Source organism: Paenibacillus sp. VTT E-133280 (genome assembly GCF_002264385.1).
GTDB classification, from domain to species: Bacteria; Bacillota; Bacilli; order Paenibacillales; family Paenibacillaceae; genus Paenibacillus_AQ; species Paenibacillus_AQ nitricinens.
The window spans coordinates 1-19,885 of the sequence record NZ_NFUX01000095.1 but is presented as its reverse complement, the minus strand read 5'-3'; the positions used below and the strand labels follow the sequence as shown (position 1 = coordinate 19,885).

Here is a 19,885-nt window from a genome sequence, read left to right as displayed (position 1 = left end):
TTTAAGCGAGAAATATAAGACATAAAGTATAGCCTAAAACTTATACTTTCTTATATTTTAAAATAGTATGTTCTTAGTTTTAAACAAAAACGGTGAAGCAAAAAAATCTTCGCTTCACCGTTGATTATATAATTCTAACTCTCCCGTAAATGAACAATTAATTCGATATACGCATTGCAGCGCTTTGTGCTGTAAGCTTAGCCTGCTTAACACAATCAGGCATTGCCACTCCATCATATCCCGCTCCAAAGACATATATCCCAGGAAGTGTGGTTTCAAGCTCCCTATGGAATTTAGAAAGATTGTCAAGATGTCCAACAGGATACTGTGGCATCGAATGTTCCGAACGAGTAATTTCCGTGAATATAGGTTTCGCTGTAATGCCCAAGATCTCTCGTAAATCCTTACTCACTAGTTCCGTAAGCGCCTCATCTGGAAGTTGAACATTCTGCTCATCTCCGGAGCGGCCTACATGACAGCGCATAAGCACTTTATCTTCCGGGCTCGTATGCGGCCAATTCGTAGACGTCCATGTACAAGCAGTAATATTTCGTCCTTCCTTACGTGGTACAAGAAAACCTGCTCCTGCATCATCAATTTCGATATCTTTCTTGTTGAAGGCCAAGACTAAGTTCGCAACCGATACATAATTTACTGCATCGAGTGCTGAAACATCCACATGTGGACGCAAAAGTTCGGCAGCAAAAGAATTTGGTGTGGTGATATATATTTCATCCGCAAGCAGCCGTTCGCCACTTTCCAGTTCTAGCTCATAGCGAGAAGCTTTAGTTTCTGTAGCATGTATAGAGACCACCGCAGCTTCAGTTCGCTGTTCTACATCGTGCAGTTCATGAATCAAGCCATGCACGAGACTTTGTAGTCCTTTTCGAAAGGTCAGAAAAGTGCTGTTCTTTGTGCTCGTTTTTGTCTTGGAGGAATTCCGTTCTTTGATGAATCCACGAATAAGACCACCATACTGCCGCTCTACTTCTCCAAACTGCGGAAAGGTAGCCTGTAGGCTGACTTTGTGTAAATCCCCAGCATACATACCGGCTAATAGCGGTTCGGTCAAATTCTCCATCACTTCAGTACCTAAACGTCGCTCAATCAGCTGTCCGAGGGATTCATCGACATTACTCCGCTTAGGAGGAAGGATCAGGTCCATCAGCGCGCGTATTTTGCCACCGAATGAAACCAGAGCACTTGATAGAAATGGCTTTAGTTCAGTAGGAATTCCAAGCACCAGACCGGTAGGCATAGGATGAAGCTTGTCACGCTGTAGTATATAGGTCTTCTCTGCCTTTGGATTTGTGTTCACCAGCTCGTGATCTAGCTCTAATTCCTTAGCCAATTCAATCATCTCTGTTTTGCTAGCTAAAAAAGAATCCGGACCTTTCTCAATCACAAATCCATCCCGGTGCAATGTTTCGATCTTCCCACCAAGAGTCTTTTCTTTCTCTAGCAGCACAATATCAGGTTTCATGCCGGCTTTTTTGTAAAACTTACGAATGTAAAAGGCGGCGCTGAGTCCACTCAGCCCACCGCCTATGATAACAATTCGCCTAGAGGGACCAGTCATGATTGACCGGCCGGCATTTGATTCAGTCTTGTACGAACAACATCGCTCAATACGGACATGTACGCAGGATCGCTGTTTAATGATTCAATCCGCATAAGACGCATATCCAGCTCTGAAGCTACGGCTGTTGCCTCGATATCAAGGTCATACAGCACTTCTAAATGATCGGATACGAACCCGATCGGTGCCACTAGAACATACTCTACCTGTTCCTTGCTAAGCTGTTGAAGAGTATCCAGAATGTCTGGTCCAAGCCATGGTTCAGCGGTCCGTCCTGCGCTTTGCCACGTAAACTGCCAATTGGTTATCCCCGCTTGATCTGCAATAGCCTTTGAAGTCTCCAATAGTTGATCTTTATAAGGATCCCCCATAGCTAGAATACGCTCTGGAAGGCTATGCGCGCTAAATAATACCCTTATCTCATCGCGAGTAGCACCTGCTTCGATATATTGATCTATTTTCGCAGTTACTCTCCGGCTTAGAACATCGATCAATACTGGGTGCATATGGTAGCTCTCCACAAAACCCATGTTGATTTTACATGCATCAGCCTTTTCCTGAGCACGTTTGATGTAGCCGCCCACGCTCATGCTTGAATAGTGAGGGGCAAGCACAACACCAACCGCTTGGGTAATCCCATCCTTTGCCATAGCCTCGACGCCGTCCTCAATAAACGGATAGGCATGCTTCAAACCCTGATAGCAGACAAATTCTACATCCGCCTCAGCTTTATCCGCGTTTAGTGCTGCCTGTAATGCAGCTACTTGACGGTCTGTATTCTCCCGCAGCGGGAATACACCCCCGACAATCGCTTCATAGCGATCTGTTAATTCTTTAAGCTGCTCCGCAGTCGGCGGATTACCTCGCCGAATATGAGTGTAATATGCTTCAACGTCTTCTAAGCTTTTAGGAGTGCCATACGACATGACGAGAACACCTATTTTTGCTGTCACGGATTCCATCCCCTTATAGATTTAATGGGCTATTTTTAAGAACGCAGTTTGGCTGATTCTTTCAATACTTCCTGTGAATATTCGTGAATATATTCCGTTAATTCTCTAAGCTTCTCTAAGGAAGCCTCCGGGAATAAGCCATGACCCAGATTGAAGATATATCCCGGCTCTTGTACCCCTTCATCAATTAGCTCTTTCGCGTGCTCCTTCAAGACGTCCATCGGCGCTGTAAGTAAATACGGGTCCAGGTTGCCTTGAATCGCAAATTTCCCACCTGTTCTGCGTCGACCTTCGGATAAGCTCACACGCCAGTCCACCCCGATTACATCCGCTTGAAGCTTCGTAAGACTAGGTAGCAATTCGCCAGAGCTCACACCAGGAAAGTATATTTTCGGTACATCAAGATCGGATAATTCGGAAAAAATACGAGAAACCGTCGGTAACACATACTTTTCAAAATCGCGTGGCGCAAGGGCACCGACCCAGCTGTCGAACAATTGAAACGCTTTTCCACCACTACGCACGTGACTGCGGAGGTAAGCGATAATCATATCGCCGAGCTTGTCCATCAGCATTTCCCAGACACGGGGTTCACTGTACATTAGCTCTTTAGTACGAATATATCCTTTGGAAGGTCTGCCTTCGATCAGATAGCTGGCAATGGTGAACGGTGCGCCTGCGAAAGTAATCAAGGGCACGTCCAGCTCCTTATCCAGAATTGCAATTGTCTCCAAAATATGTCCGAGATCGCCTTCAACATCAATGGGCTTCAGTCTCTCGACATCTGCTGCAGAGCGAATCGGATTCTCGATCACAGGGCCAATATCCTTGACGATATCAAATTTCACACCGATAGAAGCGACCGGATTCATAATGTCTGAATACAAAATGGCCGCGTCCACACCTAGCTTGCGCACAGGCATCAAGGTTACTTCAGCCGCCAACTCAGGCTGTTTGCAGATTTCAAGCAATGTGTACTTTTCCTTGATTTTACGGTACTCGGGATCATAACGGCCGGCCTGCCGCATGTACCATACGGGAACGTGCTCCGTCTCCTGCTTTCTGCAGGCGCGGATAAAAGTGTCGTTGTAGGTCATGATAAGATCTCCATTATATTTTATAGGATTTTTTAAAATAAACGCTTACCGTCCTAATAAGAACGCCGATGGCGTTTATGCTTGATCGGCATACTTACTATTATGCCCTTTTTAAAAGGTTGTAACAAGCAAAACGAAGATCGTGGAATGACAATCCTATGACATTACTATGACATGTATTGCACTTTTGAAGCTTAAAAAATGATATACTGATAAAATGTCTATTTTTCTGTGAATCATGTATTTTCTGAAATTCTTTGAAAGGAAGTGAAAGCACTTTGAAGAAATGGGAGACATGGAAGGTCAACCTCTTAGTGCTTTGGTTCGGACAATTCTTGGTAAATGCCGGAATGACGATGATTACACCGTTCCTGACCTTGTATCTTGCTAAGGATCTTGGAGTTCAGGGTGAGCATGAAATTGGAATTTGGGCGGGCCTTATTTTTGCCGCAAACTTTTTAACTTCATTCATTTTCCAGCCACTATGGGGGAAACTCGCTGACAAATATGGGCGTAAAATCATGCTCCTGCGCTCCAGCTTTGGAATGGCTATCGTTATGGTGTTAATGGGTTTCGCACAATCCCCTATGCAGCTGCTCTTACTGCGACTGCTAAACGGTACAATCTCCGGCTTCAATCCCGCTTCCATCGCCCTCGTTTCGGGTACTACTCCCAAAGCACGCATGGGATTTTCGATGGGGCTGATGCAGTCGGGTTCTGTTGCAGGTACCATTCTTGGACCACTTATTGGTGGTTTTCTTGCTGATTTAATCGGATTTCGTCCGATCTTTTATGTCGTTGGTGCCTTGCTCTTTATCGCCTCTCTGCTGGCATTATTTCTCGTTAAAGAGAAATTTGATCGTGCAGAAGCGGCACAAGAGCCGCAGGTATCAGTAATGGAGGGCTTGAAGGAATTGATCAAAATCCCTCAGCTCCCGGCACTGTTTGGTGTAACCTTTTTGCTGCAATTTGCAATGATCAGCCCCATGGCCTTGTTGCCGCTTTATGTTGAAAAGTTAAATGGGCCTGCTGAGAATATAGCCTTTTTAGCTGGAATGGTCAGCGCAGTTACAGGGATCTCTAACATGATGGCTTCCCCCTTGCTCGGCAAGCTGAGTGACAAAGTCGGCGCACATCGCATTCTGACCTACGCCTTAATCGGGGCTTCACTATTCCTGATTCCGCAGGCATTCGTTACTAGCGTTTGGCAGCTAATCATTGTCCGCTTTCTCATGGGGATTTTTATGGGCGGCCTATTGCCCAGCGTTAATGCGCTTATCCGGTCTTATACCCCTGACGGGAAAGAAAGCCGCGCATTCGGCTTCAACGGCAGCACATTGTCACTGGGCAATATGCTAGGAGCTATCATAGGCGGCTTTCTATCTGGTTATATTGGTATTGAGGGACTGTTTATCATCTCCGGAAGCTTGTTGCTGTTAAACACTGTATGGGTCCGGGTTAAGCTATACAAAGCTACTCCGCCACGGCTATTTCGCTAATCTTCTGCTATTTCACCATTGCCAACGCCAGTCCATCATAGGCTGGCAGACAAGTGCTGATCAGACGGTCATCGGTGGCGATCATTTCATTGAAATGCCGTACAGCCAGAATGGCAGGTCCATTTCGATCTGTATTTAGCGTCCGTCCGCGGAGAAAGATATTATCACCAGCAATGATCGCTCCTGGATTAGCCATCTTGATGGCATATTCCAAGTAATTGGTATAGTTAATCTTGTCTGCGTCGATAAAGAAGAAATCGAACTTAGCTCCCTCTTCGTCCAGTGCCTTCAGGCTGTCCATAGCGGGTCCTATTCTATATTCCGTAGAATCCCCGAATCCGGCCAGTTCTAAATTACGGCGAGCAAGCTCGGCATAATCGGCCCTCAGCTCTAGCGAAGTCAGCGTGCCACCTTCAGTGAAGCCGCGAGATAAGCAAATCCCGCTGTAGCCGCCAAGTGCACCAATTTCCAAAATACGCGTGGAGCGGGACAGTCTAACAAGCATAGTGAGCAGTCTTCCGTACCCCGGCTCGACAGACACCTCCGGCATACCCGATTGAACGATAGCTTCTTTTACCTGAAGCAGGATTTCATCCTCGGTATAAAGTTGTTCACTGTATTCTTCTTGTGTAAGCATAAAGTTTCTCCTTTGATGACCCCCCGTTTTCTCGAATGAAGGGATGACGGGGAAGATTTTATGATTTATGGAATGCCGGGCATTGTGAAGTGTCCCGCATTCCCCTATACTTGTATGGATGCTTTTCTTATTGTACTGGCTTTTTGTATTTATCTACAAGTTAAACGGAGTTGAGAGTATTTGAGCAAATTACAATTAATCGCTACTGCCCCCATGGGACTAGAAGCTGTAGTAGCGCGCGAATTAAACGAACTGGGTTATGAGACCACGGTCGAGAACGGTCGTGTATTGTTCAGTGGTGATTATATCGACATCTGTCGCTGTAATTTATGGCTGCGTACATCCGACCGCGTATTAGTAAAAATGGGTCAATTCCCCGCTAAAACCTTCGATGAGTTATTTGAGGGTGTTAAAGCGCTGCCTTGGGAAGACTGGATTCCCGAGAATGGAGAATTTCCGGTTGAAGGACGATCCCATAAATCACAACTAACGAGTGTACCCGCTTCCCAAGGGATTGTCAAAAAAGCTATCGTCGAGAAGCTGAAGCTCTCCTATCATACGGACTGGTTCCCAGAGAACGGACCTCGATATGTGATCGAAGTGATACTGTTAAATGATATCGCGCTTATTACGCTAGACACCACCGGACCCGCTCTTCACAAACGTGGATACCGCAGACAAGCTACAGAAGCGCCACTGAAGGAAACGATGGCCGCCGCTTTAATCCAGCTTAGCCGCTGGAATGGCCACCGGCCGCTATATGATCCATGTTGTGGTTCGGGAACATTGTTGATCGAAGCCGCGATGATCGCTTGGAACATTGCACCGGGACTACGTCGTTCCTTCCCTTCAGAACATTGGCCAGTCATTCCTAAGTATCTGTGGGAAGAAGCTCGCGAAGAAGCTTTCGATGCCGTGCGAGATGATTATCCGTTGCAGCTAACCGGCACGGATATCGATCCTGCTGCTATAGAAATTGCTGAAGCCGCTGCTAAAAGCGCCGGCCTGTCCGGAGAAATCACCTTCACCGTGATGGCTGCCGCCAAAGCAAGACCCCAAGGCGAATATGGCTGTATCATTACCAACCCGCCATATGGTGAACGGATCAGTAATGATAAAGAGGTGGAGAAGCTGACTCGCCAGTTTGGTGAAATGATGCTGTATCTACCGACTTGGTCATTCTTCGCGATTAGTCCCTATAAGGAATTCGAACAATATTACGGCCGTAAAGCGGACAAGCGTCGCAAGTTGTATAACGGACGTATTGAGTGTCAATATTATCAATACTTGGGTCCACTTCCACCTAGAAATCTGAAATAATTCGGAAGACAATTACGCCAAGCATGAACGCCTTCGGCGTCCTTATAAGGATGGTAAGCGTTTATGCGAGAAATATAAGAACGGACATCTCCCTCGATTGAGGACGGTGTCCGTTTCTTCTTACATACTCAACTTCTGCGCTAGGAGGCTTTAACGTGTCACGAGATCTATTTAGTAGGAGCAGCTCATCGATAACGGATAGAATGATCACTATTGTCCGCTCCCGTTATATTGGTTACATCCTTTTTCTTGTCCTTATGCTCGCTAAGCTAATGTTTCTTCACAGCGGCCTGCATGCCCCTAATATTGATATGAACCGTCTCGATAAGCTAATTGCTATCGGTTCAGTTATGCTGTTATCATTTTGGGTGTTATGGCTCCCCCGACGTGGACAGACCATAGCCCTGATAATCATAAACGTGCTCCTGACATTACTTATTTATTCTGATATTGTCTACTATCGCTACTTTCAGGATTTCATCACCGTTCCTGTTCTTTTTCAAGCCGGACAGATGGATGCACTTGGCGGAAGTATCTTTGCACTACTCCGTCCCTCTGATCTCTACTTGTTCGCGGATTGGCTGATATTTCTGGTTTACACCATTTGCGTGGTGTTATTCCGTCGGAACACGCCTACCTATAATAATAAACAGCCAGCCTATTATGCTCGTACAAGTCATTTCCGTCCCTCTTCACGCTTAATAAGAGGACTAAAACAGAGCGTTAACGGAGTCGTTGCATTACTATTAGGCTGCATTCTGACCTTTGGTCCTATCCACTCTTACGCCACTACGTGGGCCAAGGGTTTATTCACTGGTAATTGGTGGAGCTTGGCGATGTATAACGTTACTGGACTCATTGGATTTCATGGTTATGATATTTACTTGTATACCAAAGATCATTTAGGCCCGCAGCCTGAGCTTTCACAAAAGGAAGCCAGCTCCATGAAGCTCTGGTTCAATGAACACAATGCTGAGCAAAGTGCTCTTAACGACAGCTTTGGAAAATACAGCGGAAGCAACATCGTTGTTATTCAGGCCGAAGCTTTTATGAATTTTGTAGTGGGACGTTCGATCAATGGACAAGAGGTCACACCTAATTTGAACGCTCTAATCAAAGAGAATACCTACTTCAGTAATTACTATCATCAGACCTCACAAGGACGAACCTCCGATGCCGATTTCGCCTCGAATGGTTCAATGTATCCGCTGGTCTCCGGCTCAGTATTTGTCCGTTACCCGGATCATCAATTCGACACGTTACCTGCCATTTTGAAGTCCAAGGGCTATAGCACCAATGCCTTCCATGCGTATGAAGGAAGCTTCTGGAATCGGCAGATTATGTATAAGGCGATGGGATATGACCATTTTTATAGCAAAAAAGACTTTAAGATCGACGAGCCTCTAGGCTGGTCATTGGGAGATAAATCATTCCTGCGGCAGTCCCTAAATATTATGGATTCTGCAGAATCGATCCAGAAGCCCTTTTACTCTTTTTTGACTACACTATCTAGTCATCACCCATATTCTCTCCCTGCGGCTAAACAAGGGCTTGATACCGGGGAGTTTAAAGGTACCATCTTCGGAGATTATTTGCAGGCTGTTCATTATACAGATGAAGCTCTAGGTGAATTGGTGAGTGATATGAAGCAGCGTGAGTTGTGGGATAACACGATCCTTGCCTTTTATGGTGATCATGATAACTCAATCCAAGACACCTCTTATTACGAACAATTTCTTGGTAAAAGCTTAAGCAAACTCGACATGCATCAAATTATGCATCAAGTTCCATTGCTCATTCATCTGCCGGGTAATAACACCTCGGTGCTTGATTCTAATCCGGCTGGTCAATTGGATCTCACACCTTCCTTACTCCATCTGCTGGGGATCTCACAAGATCCTTATTATCTTATGGGTAATAATCTGTTCAGCGGCAAAGAGCGACTTGTGACACTGCGAACCGGTGCCTTTGCTAATGCGAAGAGATCCTATCTACCAAGTGAAAATGGACAATTCAACAACGGCACCTGTTATAGCCTTGACAGCCGCGAAGCTATAGACGTTGCGGGTTGTAGCACCGGGTTCGAGACAAGCAAGCAAAGACTGCAAATCTCAGACGATATCATGAAATACGATGGCATCAAGATGCTCCGAAAAGAAGAATCCGCACCATAAATATTTGATTTTATAAACAAAAAGCCCTAGACTCCGTCATCAGAACGGGTTTAGGGCTTTTTAAGTTGATGGATAAGACCTCTGCATTATTTCTGAACGGCCGGTTGCTTGATAAAAGCTTCTACCTTCTTCAACACTTCTTCCTCTGTTGGAGCACTCACATAACGACCATTAACATATACAAAGGCCCGTTTGCCACATGGACCGCAGTACGACTTACAGCCGACCTTGATCTCTGCATCAGGCGCCATCTTTTGCAGTTTGGGTATGATACTTTTCAATTTCATAAAATTACATTCATCGCACACTTGTATATCGTTAGCCATGGAGCAACCCTTCTTTATGTCCCAAATTTAAGGCGAAACGTTTAGTGATCGCCGTGATTACCTTTAGATGGATTAGTAATAACAAAACCTTCTTCAGGAAGATATAAATAATCAACGACCACACCATCAAGGAGCGGTTGATTCGGATCAAGAATAACATCGATTTCTTTATCTGTCGAGACTACAACATCATTCTCATTAGGCGTGTCCAAATCCAATCCGTAGTGAGCATGATCACCGTGAGCATGCGTAATCGCTACGCGAAGCTTCAGCTCGCTGTTTCCTTCAAGTTCCATTTGTTTCTTTATCACTTTAGCCGCATTGCGGGTAATTTTGACCTTCATCTATCATCCATCTCCTAGTACTTAAATTAAATACTCAATTACCTATTTTAAAGGTAAATGATATCTAAAAGCAACTATATTAACAAATTAGATACACAATCCGAGCTAAATCTCACTTCACTGCCTTAGTTTCCGGCCTGAAGTGCCGGGTATTTCCGTCCCATCCGTGACACGAACCAGCCCATAAGGAGCATTGTCACACCAATATCATCGATCGGTAAAAAAGGTATGAAATCCGGCAACACCCAATAGAGCAGCACTGGGATTGTGAATAAAAGCTTGTCCCCTATTGCGACTTTTGGGGAGATCACATATCGCCAGGAACTACTGAAGATAGTAGACCATTGTTTCAGTGACAGCAGTTTTTTCAGTTTCATAGTGGCTCTCCTCCCAAGTAAAAAGGATACAGCCGCGGGTAACGTGTAGTGACGACAGCGGCCATACCCTATGGTTTATGTTACGCAAGTTTACTGTAATTGTTTCATAATTTTTTCACATTGGATAGTATCGTTCCCAAAATCAGACCTGTTTCTAACGCCATATCCTCAAAATCTGCCAGTGGCAACGGATTTTTGCCGATCCCCAGCTCTACAGTAAATCCTGGTTTGCGAAAGGTTTGGATAAACCAATCCTTATATCCGGCATCGCTGCCCGTTAATTCGACTGCACGATAGCTACTCGCAGCCGCCAACCGTGTTGCTAATTCGCGGCTTTCGGGCGGTTCATATCCCCGGTAATTCCAGTAGATCTCTCCTCCTTGGCTATGCAAAGACACTGCAGCTTCTCCGGGCGCGTTCTCAGCAAGTACCGCTAGAGCGGCTGCCTCAGGTTCACTTAACGCCTCAGGACCACTGTAATCACGCGGAGAGGGCCCGATTACACCACGGCGTTCCCGTTCCTCTTCCCAATGGGCAGGGAACTGATCCCCGAGATCCACACCGCGTATATTGGCCTTCCAATGGCGAAAACTCCGCCGTCCCCCGTTCCATATCATAAGGTCCTCATAATAAGGGTGGCCTGGTAAAACGCCCTCCTGCACTAACTCCACACCGTCAGGGTTAGCCATGGGTACAGCCCATAGGGTCCAATTATTGTACCATTCCTCTGGACAATGACCATTCCATGCCAAACCTTTAACATAAGCTGCCGCATACTCTTCTATGAACGACATCAGGCAAGGCGAGGTCAGCCATTCATTAGCATGTAGAGCCGCATTAACATGCAAATGACGGGTTCCCTTGCCTATTTTAAGCACATGAATTGGCTTGCCGAGCACACTGTTGCCAATTGGATGTGCTTGTATAAAAGGATATTGTGCAATCAGACTGCTGATGTCCTTCTCAACATCAACCGGACCGTACTCTCCACGTAAGAATACCACTCGCTCTGGAATCGGAGGTGGAATGACGAGCACTTTTCCCAGTGTACAGAAACGCCCTGAGGACACACCTGGATTAAGCTTCTCCAAATCATCTAAACTCACATTGAATAATGACGTTATACGTTCAAGGTCGTCCCCTTCCTGCACCGCATATCTTTTACGTGGCGAAGACGGCAGAAATAAAACCTGACCCGGATATAAATAAGACTGTCTCCCAACCCATGGATTGCCTTGAATGACATGCTCAGGGGTTAATCCATGCAGGGCGGCAATTCGGCTTACGGTATCTCCCCTGCTTGCAATATATTGTCGCATTAGGTCTCATCCTCTCGGCCTTAAATTGCTGATACGGCGGATACAAAAATAGCAGCAAACAGCACTTAACTCTATTGTATGCAAGAGCCACTACCTTGCATGAAGGAGAAATGAATCACAAGAAGATAAAATAGGCTGGGAATTATGCTTCCCAGCCTATTTTATCTTACACTCCGTAGAGTTTGTCCCTATTCAATTCAACATTGCTCTGCTTATAACGTGGATACTTGCCATACTACTGGGGTGCGTTTAATTTGTTCTCCAAGCCAGTCACGGGCAATTCGCTGAAACATTTCAGCATCCCCACTGCAGAAGAACTGATGAATTGGACTTTCATCCCCGATAGACAGCTTGCCTTTATCGTATAAAATCGTACTGATCTCACGAGCTGTCTCATCTGCGGAACTGATCAGTTTGACTCCCGGTCCCATGGTCTCACCAATAGGCTCAACAAGAAATGGATAATGAGTGCATCCTAAAATTAAAGTATCGATGTTATTATCTTTAATGCCTTCCAATGCCTGCTCTACAATTTCATAACTTTTCTCTGAGCGGAACATACCTTGCTCAACGAGTGGGACAAGCGCTGGGCAGGCTTGACTTACAACCTCAACAAAAGGAGACAGCTGCTTTAGTGCATTAGTATAAGCCCCGCTGCCGATGGTTCCTATTGTACCGATCACGCCGACATGTCCGCTTTTGGTCGCGCTAATTGCAGCACGGGCTCCGGGATGAATCACCCCAATGACAGGAATAGAGACCTTGGCTGAGATATAATCGAGTGCCGCAGCTGTTGCGGTATTACAAGCGATAACAATCATTTTAGGATTAAACTGGATCAAATAATCTACAATTTGTTCTGTAAACAATGTTACTTCCTCGGTCGAACGGGGTCCGTACGGAGCTCGGGCCGTATCTCCGAAATAAATGATCTTCTCCCGCGGGAGTTGCCTCATCACTTCTTTGACAACTGTTAGCCCTCCCACACCTGAGTCTAATATTGCAATAGCTTGCTGCACGAACACACCGCTTCCTTCTACTTGTTTTGTGTAGCTTATGTAAGCCGAAAACAAAATGTACCTGACTTTCAGCCCCAATTGCAGATAATACTCCTTTTGGACTCTTTGTTCAAGACAAGACTTTTTACATTATTTCACAGGTCCTTAAAAATGAAATAAAAAAGCCACTCTCCGCCCAATGCGAAAAAGCGGCTCTATTAAAAGAGAATAAGTACTTTTTGACCGTAAAACCAAACACTCCATCCACTGTTTCATTATGCGATTTCGTTATTGTCCTTGTCATCTGTTTGAGCTTCTTCAAGGCTAGCTTCTTCACTGCTTACTTCATCACTAACAGGTAAAACCTCTAACTCCGTTACCTCTTCCAAAGTAGCCGCAGCCTCTTGAATCGTTTCTTCCGTAGCAATTCCACTTACTGCTACAGTAGCAGTATCTTCTTCTACAGCATTCGAACATGATTTGCTCCATTCGCGAACCTCATGGACTACATGACCTATAGAATCCTTAGCTTTGTCGTACAGCTCAACGCTCTTGTCTCCAGCCTGCACGGCAATTCCCTGTACCTTTTCAATGCCGGCAGCTGTTCCTTCCGCAATATCCTTGCGCAGCTCTTTACCTGGCTTAGGCGCGAACAGAAGTGCTGTCACTGATCCAACCACACTTCCGACTAAAGCTCCCCATAACAAACCTTTAGTGTCCTTTTTCATCGTTTCATCTCTCCTTTAAATTCATTGCTCCCCGCTCTACCGGGCTAATGCCTATATCTGCTATATCATAAGCAGCAGGAGTTTGTCTTGTGACTAATTATTACGACTTTTCAGAAGTTTTGTCTGTTACATTTTTGGGTGCAATTGCGTATCGGCAGCATTGTCCGCCTTCTGCCATACATTCACTTCGTGTAACCTTAGCATCCAGCAATTCCTCAAATAGGCTATGCTCGCATTGACAAGCTTTACGATACTGAGTAGCCACCTGGCGAATCGGGCAGTTGTATTCTCTTATGACAAACGAACCATCCTCTTCACGGTTCCACTCTGCCATATATCCACCGGCGTTTTGGATCGACGATAACTCAGCTACTCGTTCTTCCAAACTCCGGCGTTCCATCATTGGTGCATACTGTGTGAGCATCCGGCGACGGCGTCCCTCAAACAATGTATTAACAGCATCCAATCCACTGCCATAATCCAATTCACGCAGAAGCTCCAAAGCCAGATTGTGATAACTTTTTGGAAAATACTCTTCGGACTTCTCTGTTAAAGAATACATATGTAAAGGCCGCCCCATCGCTTGCCGAACCACTTTTGTCTTAGCAAGTCCCTCCTGCTCCAGCTGAAGCACATGGCGACGGACACCCATCTCTGTAATTCCCAATTCTTCTGCCAGCGCGCCGATGGTCAGTGGTCCTTTCGTCTTCAGGAGCGTCATAATCAAGTGCCTTGTCGATCCATTTTCCTGCCCCATCTTCATCATAAAGGAACCCCCTCTCTTTCACGGCTACCGCCTATTTTATATGATTCTATCTTATGCTATTATAGCGTTACACCGGACCCAAGTTCCTGATCCAAATAATTCCCTACTTCAACAGCAAACTTCTCTAGCACCTCTGAAAGGATTGGTGTGAGCGGGTGCAGCGCTTCTCTTTCCCAGGCAAAATAATCCTGCACGAGCGGCTTACGAAGTGCGACAAGCTCTATCAATCGCTCGTAGATCTCACTTTTACCTAGCACTTTTTCTTCATGTATGATTGAAATGATATCCTCATAACTTCCAGCATCGCGCATAATAAAACCGTCAATCAGACAACTACCAACGTCCGTAACCACCTCTATCGCCAGATGAAGGCAACGTTCTTGTATTAGTCCGGTTAAAGTATTGCCATCCCATGAAGCTGTTACAGTCCGAAGACCCGTCGTTATATCTGGGATTTGAGCAAGAATGGTTTCGATTTGTTTGCGGTTGACATAATACACAGCAATACCCCCATGTCAAAAATAGTTAGAGAAATCTGCATTATCCCTACTTACCGCGTTTGCCGCGGCGTTTCAGCCAGAAGAACATAATGAAACATGCCGCAAGAAAAACGACCAAATAAGTTAACGCTTCCATCGGATACTCGAGCTCACGCATTCCTGTCACCGCTTCCGGTATAAAATGATGATGCTTGTTAATCAGTAGACTGCTTAAATTACGTAATCCACAGCAATTGAAAGTTCTTTAACTTCATTAATATGAGCTATAACTTCCTTGTGCGCGGGATGAACCTGATAAGCCTGTAAATCATCTAGAGAAGCTACCACCGTAACTAGAGCAATATCAAAGGATCGATCAGAATGAATGATATCAGCACCCACTTCAATCGAAAGGAGCTGCGGAATTTTACCTTCCATATTTCGCAGTACGGCTACCGTTGCCGCAACGCTTTCTTCGGACCGGTCCTTCAATTTAAAAAACACAATATGCTTGATCATTCTAACTCGCTCCCTGTTGTAATATTGTAATTAGATATTAAAAATATATCATAAGCTTACGTGTTCTGAAAGAAACTTAAAAGGTGATTACAGAAATAGCAGCATTAACCATTGCCGATGTACAGGAAAGTGTTGTAGTATATTTTTAAAAAATCGGAGGAATTATGCCTAGTAACCAACAAGAAACTCATAATATCCAGGCGTGGTCTCTGATCAACCGCAAATATCTTGGACAAGGCGTTCGTGTAAAAAGATTCCGCCGTCCAAAGCGTAGCCAGATTAGAAACCGTGTGTTACTTGCTGTATTGATGGCTAAGGATATCAAACTTTCAAAACTCGCAGAAGATCTGGGTATATCCTCTCGCAGCGTAAGTGCCTGGGTATACGAAGGTCGTATCCCTTCCAACAATAACATTGACAAGACCTGCCGCCTACTCGGGTACCCGCCCCACATTTTGTTTAATGAAGCACTGATTCGTCAAAGTCCAATTGTATGTCAACCAACACCTTCGCGATTTATGAAAAGAAGTATTACCAGTTCTCCACGTAGCAATGTGATTCTGACCGGTCTCTGTATGGTTTACGATTTTTCCGTTACCGATGTAAGTATTTGGATAGGCGTTCATCCCGGAACGTTTCGAAAATGGTTGCACAGCAGCCATCTGCCTACCCCTGCTCTGCAGGAAAAAGCCGAAGCCTTCTTCCGGATTCCACGCCATATTCTATTTGCAGACTGCGGAACGCTCTAATGTGATCACTTCGTTTATAAGTGCAATGCCAACCCTTTTTCATGAATTCATGAAAAGGGTTTTTTGCCATATTTTTTTCTCGAAAAAAGGTCATACTACTGCTTAGGTACCACGTACAGAACTAAGAACGGAACAGGAGGTGTAAGATGAGACTTGACGGAATACTATCTGAAGGCTACACCGATACTTGGGACGTGGCCCCTGGTGTCATCGGACTGCGAACCATGTTCGTAAATTGCGCATTCATCGGCCAGCCCCATTCGGACTGGATCATTGTAGATACGGGGCTAAGCTCATACACAGACCATATTATTGATTTTGCTAAGGAGAAGTTTGAGAAGCCTCCGGTGGCAATTGTCTTGACGCATGGGCATTTTGATCATATCGGGGGTGTGAAAAAGCTTATTGAGGAATGGAATGTACCCGTGTATGCTCATCCACTAGAGCTTCCTTATTTAACAGGTAAAGCGGATTATCCGCCAGCCGATCCGGCCGTAGGCGGCGGGCTGATGAGTATGGTGTCCTCATTATTCTCCCATCATGGCATCGACCTTGGATCAGCCATCCATCCGTTGCCGGAAGACAGGACCGTCCCTGGAGCACACGGCTGGAAATGGGTCCATACTCCTGGGCATAGTCCGGGACATATTTCCCTGTTCAGACCAGAGGATAAGGTGCTAATTGCTGGTGACACTTTCCTTACGGTCAAACAAGAATCGGTATTCGCTGTGGCGACTCAGCATCAGGTGGTGCATGGCCCTCCCTCTTATTTCACGACAGACTGGGAAGATGCGGAAAAGTCGGTCCGCACCCTTGCACTGCTCAATCCTCATATCGTTCTCTCTGGACATGGGGTACCGATGGAGGGTGAGAAACTATCTACTCAGCTTGCTCATTTATGCAAAAATTTCAAAGAAATGGCGCTGCCGGGTCAAGGAAAGTTTGTGTAAGTAAGGTGCTTTTATCATTCAACTAGAATTAGGGAAAAAGTCCCTATTTATCCGGGCGAGCATCCCTCTCAAAGCATAATCCGGGAAAAACTCCCTTTAATTCACTTGAAATAGCCAATTCAAAGGATATTCAACGAATTATTAGGGAGTTTTTCCCTTAAAACCATGGATTTCAAGCAATATTTGCTAAATTTCAGGGAGGTTTTCCCTCATTATCAGCGAAACAACTACCTCTCACGTTTCGAAGAGAATTAAGAGCTGCTCTACTTCTAGGTATTGAAATTTAATTCCACATCGCTGAAAAAGTGGGCACATTTCCCTTCTTTATATTCGTAGGTTCCCGGCTCCAAAAGTGCTCCACAGCCGTTATTTGCGTCCTCATCGGAAAAGCTGGTGAAATAGAGCCATCCATCTGGCTGTAACTGTTCCAGACAATTAGCCACCAATCTTCTACGATCCTCTTCGAGAAATAAATGCAGCATGTCATAGCAATAGATGGCATCTACCTTTTCTTCCAAAATAGAGTCTAGCACTGAACCTAAAAAAATGACTCCTAGAGTCCCACTCTGTCGCCATCTTTAGCGCCTCCACGCTTAACTCAACGCCGAAGGTCTTAAACTCTTCTGAGAATACCTTCGTATTTCGTCCATATCCTGAACCTGGGACTAGAACTGACTTCACATTATGCTGCCGAAAAATATTCCTTGCTGCCTGAGCTGTAGGACTAGGTTCACTCCCCCAGATCATGCCTTCTTGCGCAAATCTTCGACTCCAATATTCGGAGATAGATTTTCTTCCACTCCTCACACTAGCTTCCCAGCACCCTATACCAATACTGATAAATCTCCTTAAAGCCCAGTTTGTCATACAAGGCTGAAGCTCCAGCATTAGCTTGTACCACTTGCAGGAAAGAGGCCATAGCTCCCTGTGATTTCCCCCAGTGAAGCAAAGCAAGCAGTAACTGCTCTGCCATCCCCTGTCTACGGTATTCAGAAGCAGTGACAATATCATACAGGCCCATGTAACCGTTCTGAATCACACCAAGACCACAAGCAGTAGGTGCACCATTGTTATACAATAGGACATAACCTTGTCTTAAATGCGACGCGGACAACATTCTGGTTAAGGTTTCACGGTTCTTATCGGTCAGTTCGGTAAGCTCACTGAAGACGTTTAACCATTCTTCAGTTAAACTCTCTGACACTTGAACAGTAAATCGTAGATCAGGGGTCGCTAAGTCCTCCAGATCAAGCAATCTTACTGATGAAGGCTCCACTATGGTGTAACCATGCTCCTCTAGCCTCTCATCAAGGTTTGCAGGCTGGGTATAGGGAGTTATTTTAAAGACTGGCTTTAGCCCAGCCTGTTCATAATACTGCTCCGCAAGCTTGATTTGACCGCCTAAATCTGCCGTGCAGTGCCCTGCCCCATATAACGGATTGACCGAATTGGCCCGTTTTGTATAACCTGCTGCAGTACGTAGAATCCATCCCTTCAGAAGCACGCTCTGCTCTGCCGGCCAAGTATTCAGTGTGATTTCTTCTATGAATTTATACAGTTCAACCCTCTCCCTTCGAGGCACGTTTGTTGCGCATCGCAAGCAACAGCTTTACAGTAGTTACCTCTCCTTGGGAGGTGTAGAAGTCGTATTCGGGCGATTCTTTACCGTAAAGAGCTATCTTTCCTTCACTGTTAAAATGAACTCCCCAGCCAAACCGCTTCGCCAGCAATGACGCCCGCAGGCAAGGGTGGTTTCTGGAAAATAGCTCGTTCCATATTTCCTCCTTACGAGTCACTCGATCTTCTAGAGGGATTTGTTTATGACGCACATGAACCTCATAAAGAAGTTCTTCATGGTTGTATTGGTAAGGTTCATTCATAAGCAGTTCATATTGAATCACATGTGCAGGCGGGAGCGTTCGGCAAGACATCGGAGGTACTCCGGTCTCCACTGGACAATCCTCTGCTACACGAATAAAAGTATCGGTATAGCTCATTTGCATCGCCTCCATACGGAATAGAAATATATTCCTTATATGATAAATCATCATCCTATGCTAAGCATAGCCGGATTTTCTGAAGTCCATGAAATTGAAGCAACAAAAACAACAAAAACGGCCAATCTTCTAAATGATGAAGGGTTGACCGTTCTCTTAGTGTTCTCTGATTAGCAAAGCTTACTTCTACCAGCTCGACTTTGTGATCCCGGGAATTTGACCTTTATGCGCCAATTCACGGAATACAATCCGGGAAACATTAAACTTCCGTAAATATCCCCGCGGCCTTCCGGATACTTGACATCTATTTTTTTGACGAGTTGGGGAGGAATCACGCGGCAGCTTTTGCAAGGCCATATAGTCTCCTTTTTCTTTTAGTTCTTTTCTTTTAGCTGCATATTTTTCCACTAGCTCCTGTCTCTTCAATTCTTTCACAATTTTTGATTTCTTGGCCATTGTGGTTCTCCTTCCACTTCTGAATGTTCTACTCGTTTAATGCACTCTTCAAGGCTTCCAGGTTCTGACGCATGATCCCCAAATAATCCAGGCTCTGACTACGATCCTCTTCTGTTAAGCCTTCAATCGGGTTTAGAACGGCTGTTTTGGCACCAATCTCCTTAGCGATAGTATCAGCCACACCTGAGGATACAAGCGTCTCGAAGAAAATCGTCTTCACCTCATGCTCTTTTGCAAACTCCACAATTTTGCTCATATTCGCTGCAGAAGGTTCCTGCTCCGGTGATAATCCGGCAATCGGGACCTGAGTTAATCCATACTGCTTGGCGAGGTAACCGAAAGCCGCATGCTGGGTGATGAAATCCTTACGTTTAGTTTCCTTAAGTTCATCCTTAAACGCTTGATCCAGCTGCTCCAGCTTAGCTACATAAGCATCTGCATTCGCCTTGAAAGCTTTTGCATTGTCAGGCGCAGCCGCAGATAAAGCCGCTTCAATGTTACGCACTTCTTGAATAGCAAGCACTGGACTGAGCCACACATGGGGGTCTAATCCACCATGGTCATGATCATGCGTATGCTCTTCATGGGCATGTTCGCCTTCTTCGTGAACATGTTCGC

23 protein-coding genes are annotated in these 19,885 nt (G+C 45.3%); 5 read left to right on the top strand and 18 right to left on the bottom strand.

The window, feature by feature from the left end; translation table 11 throughout:
- Positions 1–157 precede the first annotated feature (157 nt).
- From hemG to hemE, 3 genes are read right to left on the bottom strand one after another with little or no spacing between them, the layout of a single operon-like run.
- Complete coding sequence (hemG, locus tag CA600_RS27975) at positions 158–1,579, bottom strand: protoporphyrinogen oxidase (RefSeq protein ID WP_094874397.1); 1,422 nt, start codon at positions 1,577–1,579, stop codon at positions 158–160.
- Positions 1,576–2,532, bottom strand: coding sequence for a ferrochelatase (hemH, locus tag CA600_RS27970; protein ID WP_094874396.1), 957 nt, complete (start codon positions 2,530–2,532; stop codon positions 1,576–1,578). The genes hemG and hemH overlap by 4 nt, the downstream gene beginning before the upstream one ends.
- A 35-nt stretch (positions 2,533–2,567) precedes the next feature.
- Positions 2,568–3,629, bottom strand: a complete 1,062-nt coding sequence (hemE, locus tag CA600_RS27965; protein WP_094874395.1) for a uroporphyrinogen decarboxylase — start codon at positions 3,627–3,629, stop codon at positions 2,568–2,570.
- A 278-nt stretch (positions 3,630–3,907) separates the two neighbouring features.
- On the opposite strand from hemE, the gene CA600_RS27960 reads away from it, so the two are divergent.
- Positions 3,908–5,128 carry an MFS transporter gene (locus CA600_RS27960; RefSeq protein ID WP_094874394.1) on the top strand — a complete coding sequence of 407 codons (1,221 nt, stop codon included), beginning with the start codon at positions 3,908–3,910 and terminating at the stop codon, positions 5,126–5,128.
- A gap of 7 nt (positions 5,129–5,135) precedes the next feature.
- Here CA600_RS27960 and CA600_RS27955 read toward each other — a convergent pair whose 3' ends face one another.
- Complete coding sequence (locus CA600_RS27955) at positions 5,136–5,765, bottom strand: O-methyltransferase (protein ID WP_094874393.1); 630 nt, start codon at positions 5,763–5,765, stop codon at positions 5,136–5,138.
- Positions 5,766–5,945: 180 nt separating this feature from the next.
- On the opposite strand from CA600_RS27955, the gene CA600_RS27950 reads away from it, so the two are divergent.
- Complete coding sequence (locus CA600_RS27950) at positions 5,946–7,085, top strand: THUMP domain-containing class I SAM-dependent RNA methyltransferase (RefSeq protein WP_094874392.1); 1,140 nt, start codon at positions 5,946–5,948, stop codon at positions 7,083–7,085.
- Positions 7,086–7,288: 203 nt separating this feature from the next.
- A complete protein-coding gene (locus CA600_RS27945; protein ID WP_094874398.1) occupies positions 7,289–9,259 on the top strand; it encodes an LTA synthase family protein in 1,971 nt (656 codons plus the stop codon).
- Between the two features lie 86 nt (positions 9,260–9,345).
- Here the strand turns inward: CA600_RS27945 and CA600_RS27940 are convergent, their stop codons facing one another.
- From CA600_RS27940 to CA600_RS27900, 9 genes are all read right to left on the bottom strand, one after another.
- Positions 9,346–9,585, bottom strand: a complete 240-nt coding sequence (locus tag CA600_RS27940; protein ID WP_042126265.1) for a DUF1450 domain-containing protein — start codon at positions 9,583–9,585, stop codon at positions 9,346–9,348.
- A 41-nt stretch (positions 9,586–9,626) separates the two neighbouring features.
- Complete coding sequence (locus CA600_RS27935) at positions 9,627–9,929, bottom strand: HesB/IscA family protein (RefSeq protein WP_042126263.1); 303 nt, start codon at positions 9,927–9,929, stop codon at positions 9,627–9,629.
- 125 nt (positions 9,930–10,054) lie between these two features.
- Entirely contained in the window at positions 10,055–10,306 is a 252-nt protein-coding gene (locus CA600_RS27930) for a hypothetical protein (RefSeq protein ID WP_094874391.1), read from the bottom strand.
- A gap of 104 nt (positions 10,307–10,410) precedes the next feature.
- Positions 10,411–11,625, bottom strand: coding sequence for a M14 family metallopeptidase (locus CA600_RS27925; protein ID WP_094874390.1), 1,215 nt, complete (start codon positions 11,623–11,625; stop codon positions 10,411–10,413).
- Between the two features lie 212 nt (positions 11,626–11,837).
- Positions 11,838–12,644, bottom strand: a complete 807-nt coding sequence (gene racE, locus CA600_RS27920) for a glutamate racemase (protein ID WP_042193608.1) — start codon at positions 12,642–12,644, stop codon at positions 11,838–11,840.
- Between the two features lie 254 nt (positions 12,645–12,898).
- Positions 12,899–13,351 (bottom strand): YtxH domain-containing protein, encoded by a 453-nt coding sequence (locus tag CA600_RS27915; RefSeq protein ID WP_094874389.1) that lies wholly within the window; start codon positions 13,349–13,351, stop codon positions 12,899–12,901.
- Positions 13,352–13,451: 100 nt separating this feature from the next.
- A complete protein-coding gene (locus CA600_RS27910) occupies positions 13,452–14,117 on the bottom strand; it encodes a helix-turn-helix transcriptional regulator (RefSeq protein WP_094874388.1) in 666 nt (221 codons plus the stop codon).
- Positions 14,118–14,176: 59 nt separating this feature from the next.
- A complete protein-coding gene (locus tag CA600_RS27905) occupies positions 14,177–14,617 on the bottom strand; it encodes a DUF86 domain-containing protein (RefSeq protein ID WP_042186787.1) in 441 nt (146 codons plus the stop codon).
- A 210-nt stretch (positions 14,618–14,827) separates the two neighbouring features.
- Positions 14,828–15,115 (bottom strand): Dabb family protein, encoded by a 288-nt coding sequence (locus tag CA600_RS27900; protein WP_042126253.1) that lies wholly within the window; start codon positions 15,113–15,115, stop codon positions 14,828–14,830.
- 164 nt (positions 15,116–15,279) lie between these two features.
- Here CA600_RS27900 and CA600_RS27895 point away from each other — a divergent pair, with 164 nt between their 5' ends.
- Both CA600_RS27895 and CA600_RS27890 read left to right on the top strand, forming a co-directional pair.
- The gene (locus tag CA600_RS27895; RefSeq protein WP_094874387.1) at positions 15,280–15,864 is read left to right on the top strand and encodes a helix-turn-helix domain-containing protein; all 585 of its coding nucleotides are present in this window, start codon (positions 15,280–15,282) and stop codon (positions 15,862–15,864) included.
- 146 nt (positions 15,865–16,010) lie between these two features.
- Complete coding sequence (locus tag CA600_RS27890) at positions 16,011–16,814, top strand: MBL fold metallo-hydrolase (protein ID WP_094874386.1); 804 nt, start codon at positions 16,011–16,013, stop codon at positions 16,812–16,814.
- A 269-nt stretch (positions 16,815–17,083) separates the two neighbouring features.
- Here CA600_RS27890 and CA600_RS27885 read toward each other — a convergent pair whose 3' ends face one another.
- The 5 genes from CA600_RS27885 to CA600_RS27865 all read right to left on the bottom strand — a co-directional run.
- Positions 17,084–17,332, bottom strand: a complete 249-nt coding sequence (locus CA600_RS27885) for a class I SAM-dependent methyltransferase (protein WP_179281764.1) — start codon at positions 17,330–17,332, stop codon at positions 17,084–17,086.
- 290 nt (positions 17,333–17,622) lie between these two features.
- Entirely contained in the window at positions 17,623–18,396 is a 774-nt protein-coding gene (locus CA600_RS27880; RefSeq protein WP_143812211.1) for a GNAT family N-acetyltransferase, read from the bottom strand.
- Complete coding sequence (locus CA600_RS27875) at positions 18,374–18,811, bottom strand: DUF6157 family protein (RefSeq protein WP_094874383.1); 438 nt, start codon at positions 18,809–18,811, stop codon at positions 18,374–18,376. The genes CA600_RS27880 and CA600_RS27875 overlap by 23 nt, the downstream gene beginning before the upstream one ends.
- Before the next feature lie 186 nt (positions 18,812–18,997).
- The gene (gene rpsN, locus CA600_RS27870; protein WP_094874382.1) at positions 18,998–19,267 is read right to left on the bottom strand and encodes a 30S ribosomal protein S14; all 270 of its coding nucleotides are present in this window, start codon (positions 19,265–19,267) and stop codon (positions 18,998–19,000) included.
- Positions 19,268–19,295: 28 nt separating this feature from the next.
- Positions 19,296–19,885: metal ABC transporter solute-binding protein, Zn/Mn family (locus CA600_RS27865; protein ID WP_179281762.1), on the bottom strand; the 590-nt coding region annotated here is incomplete at its 5' end.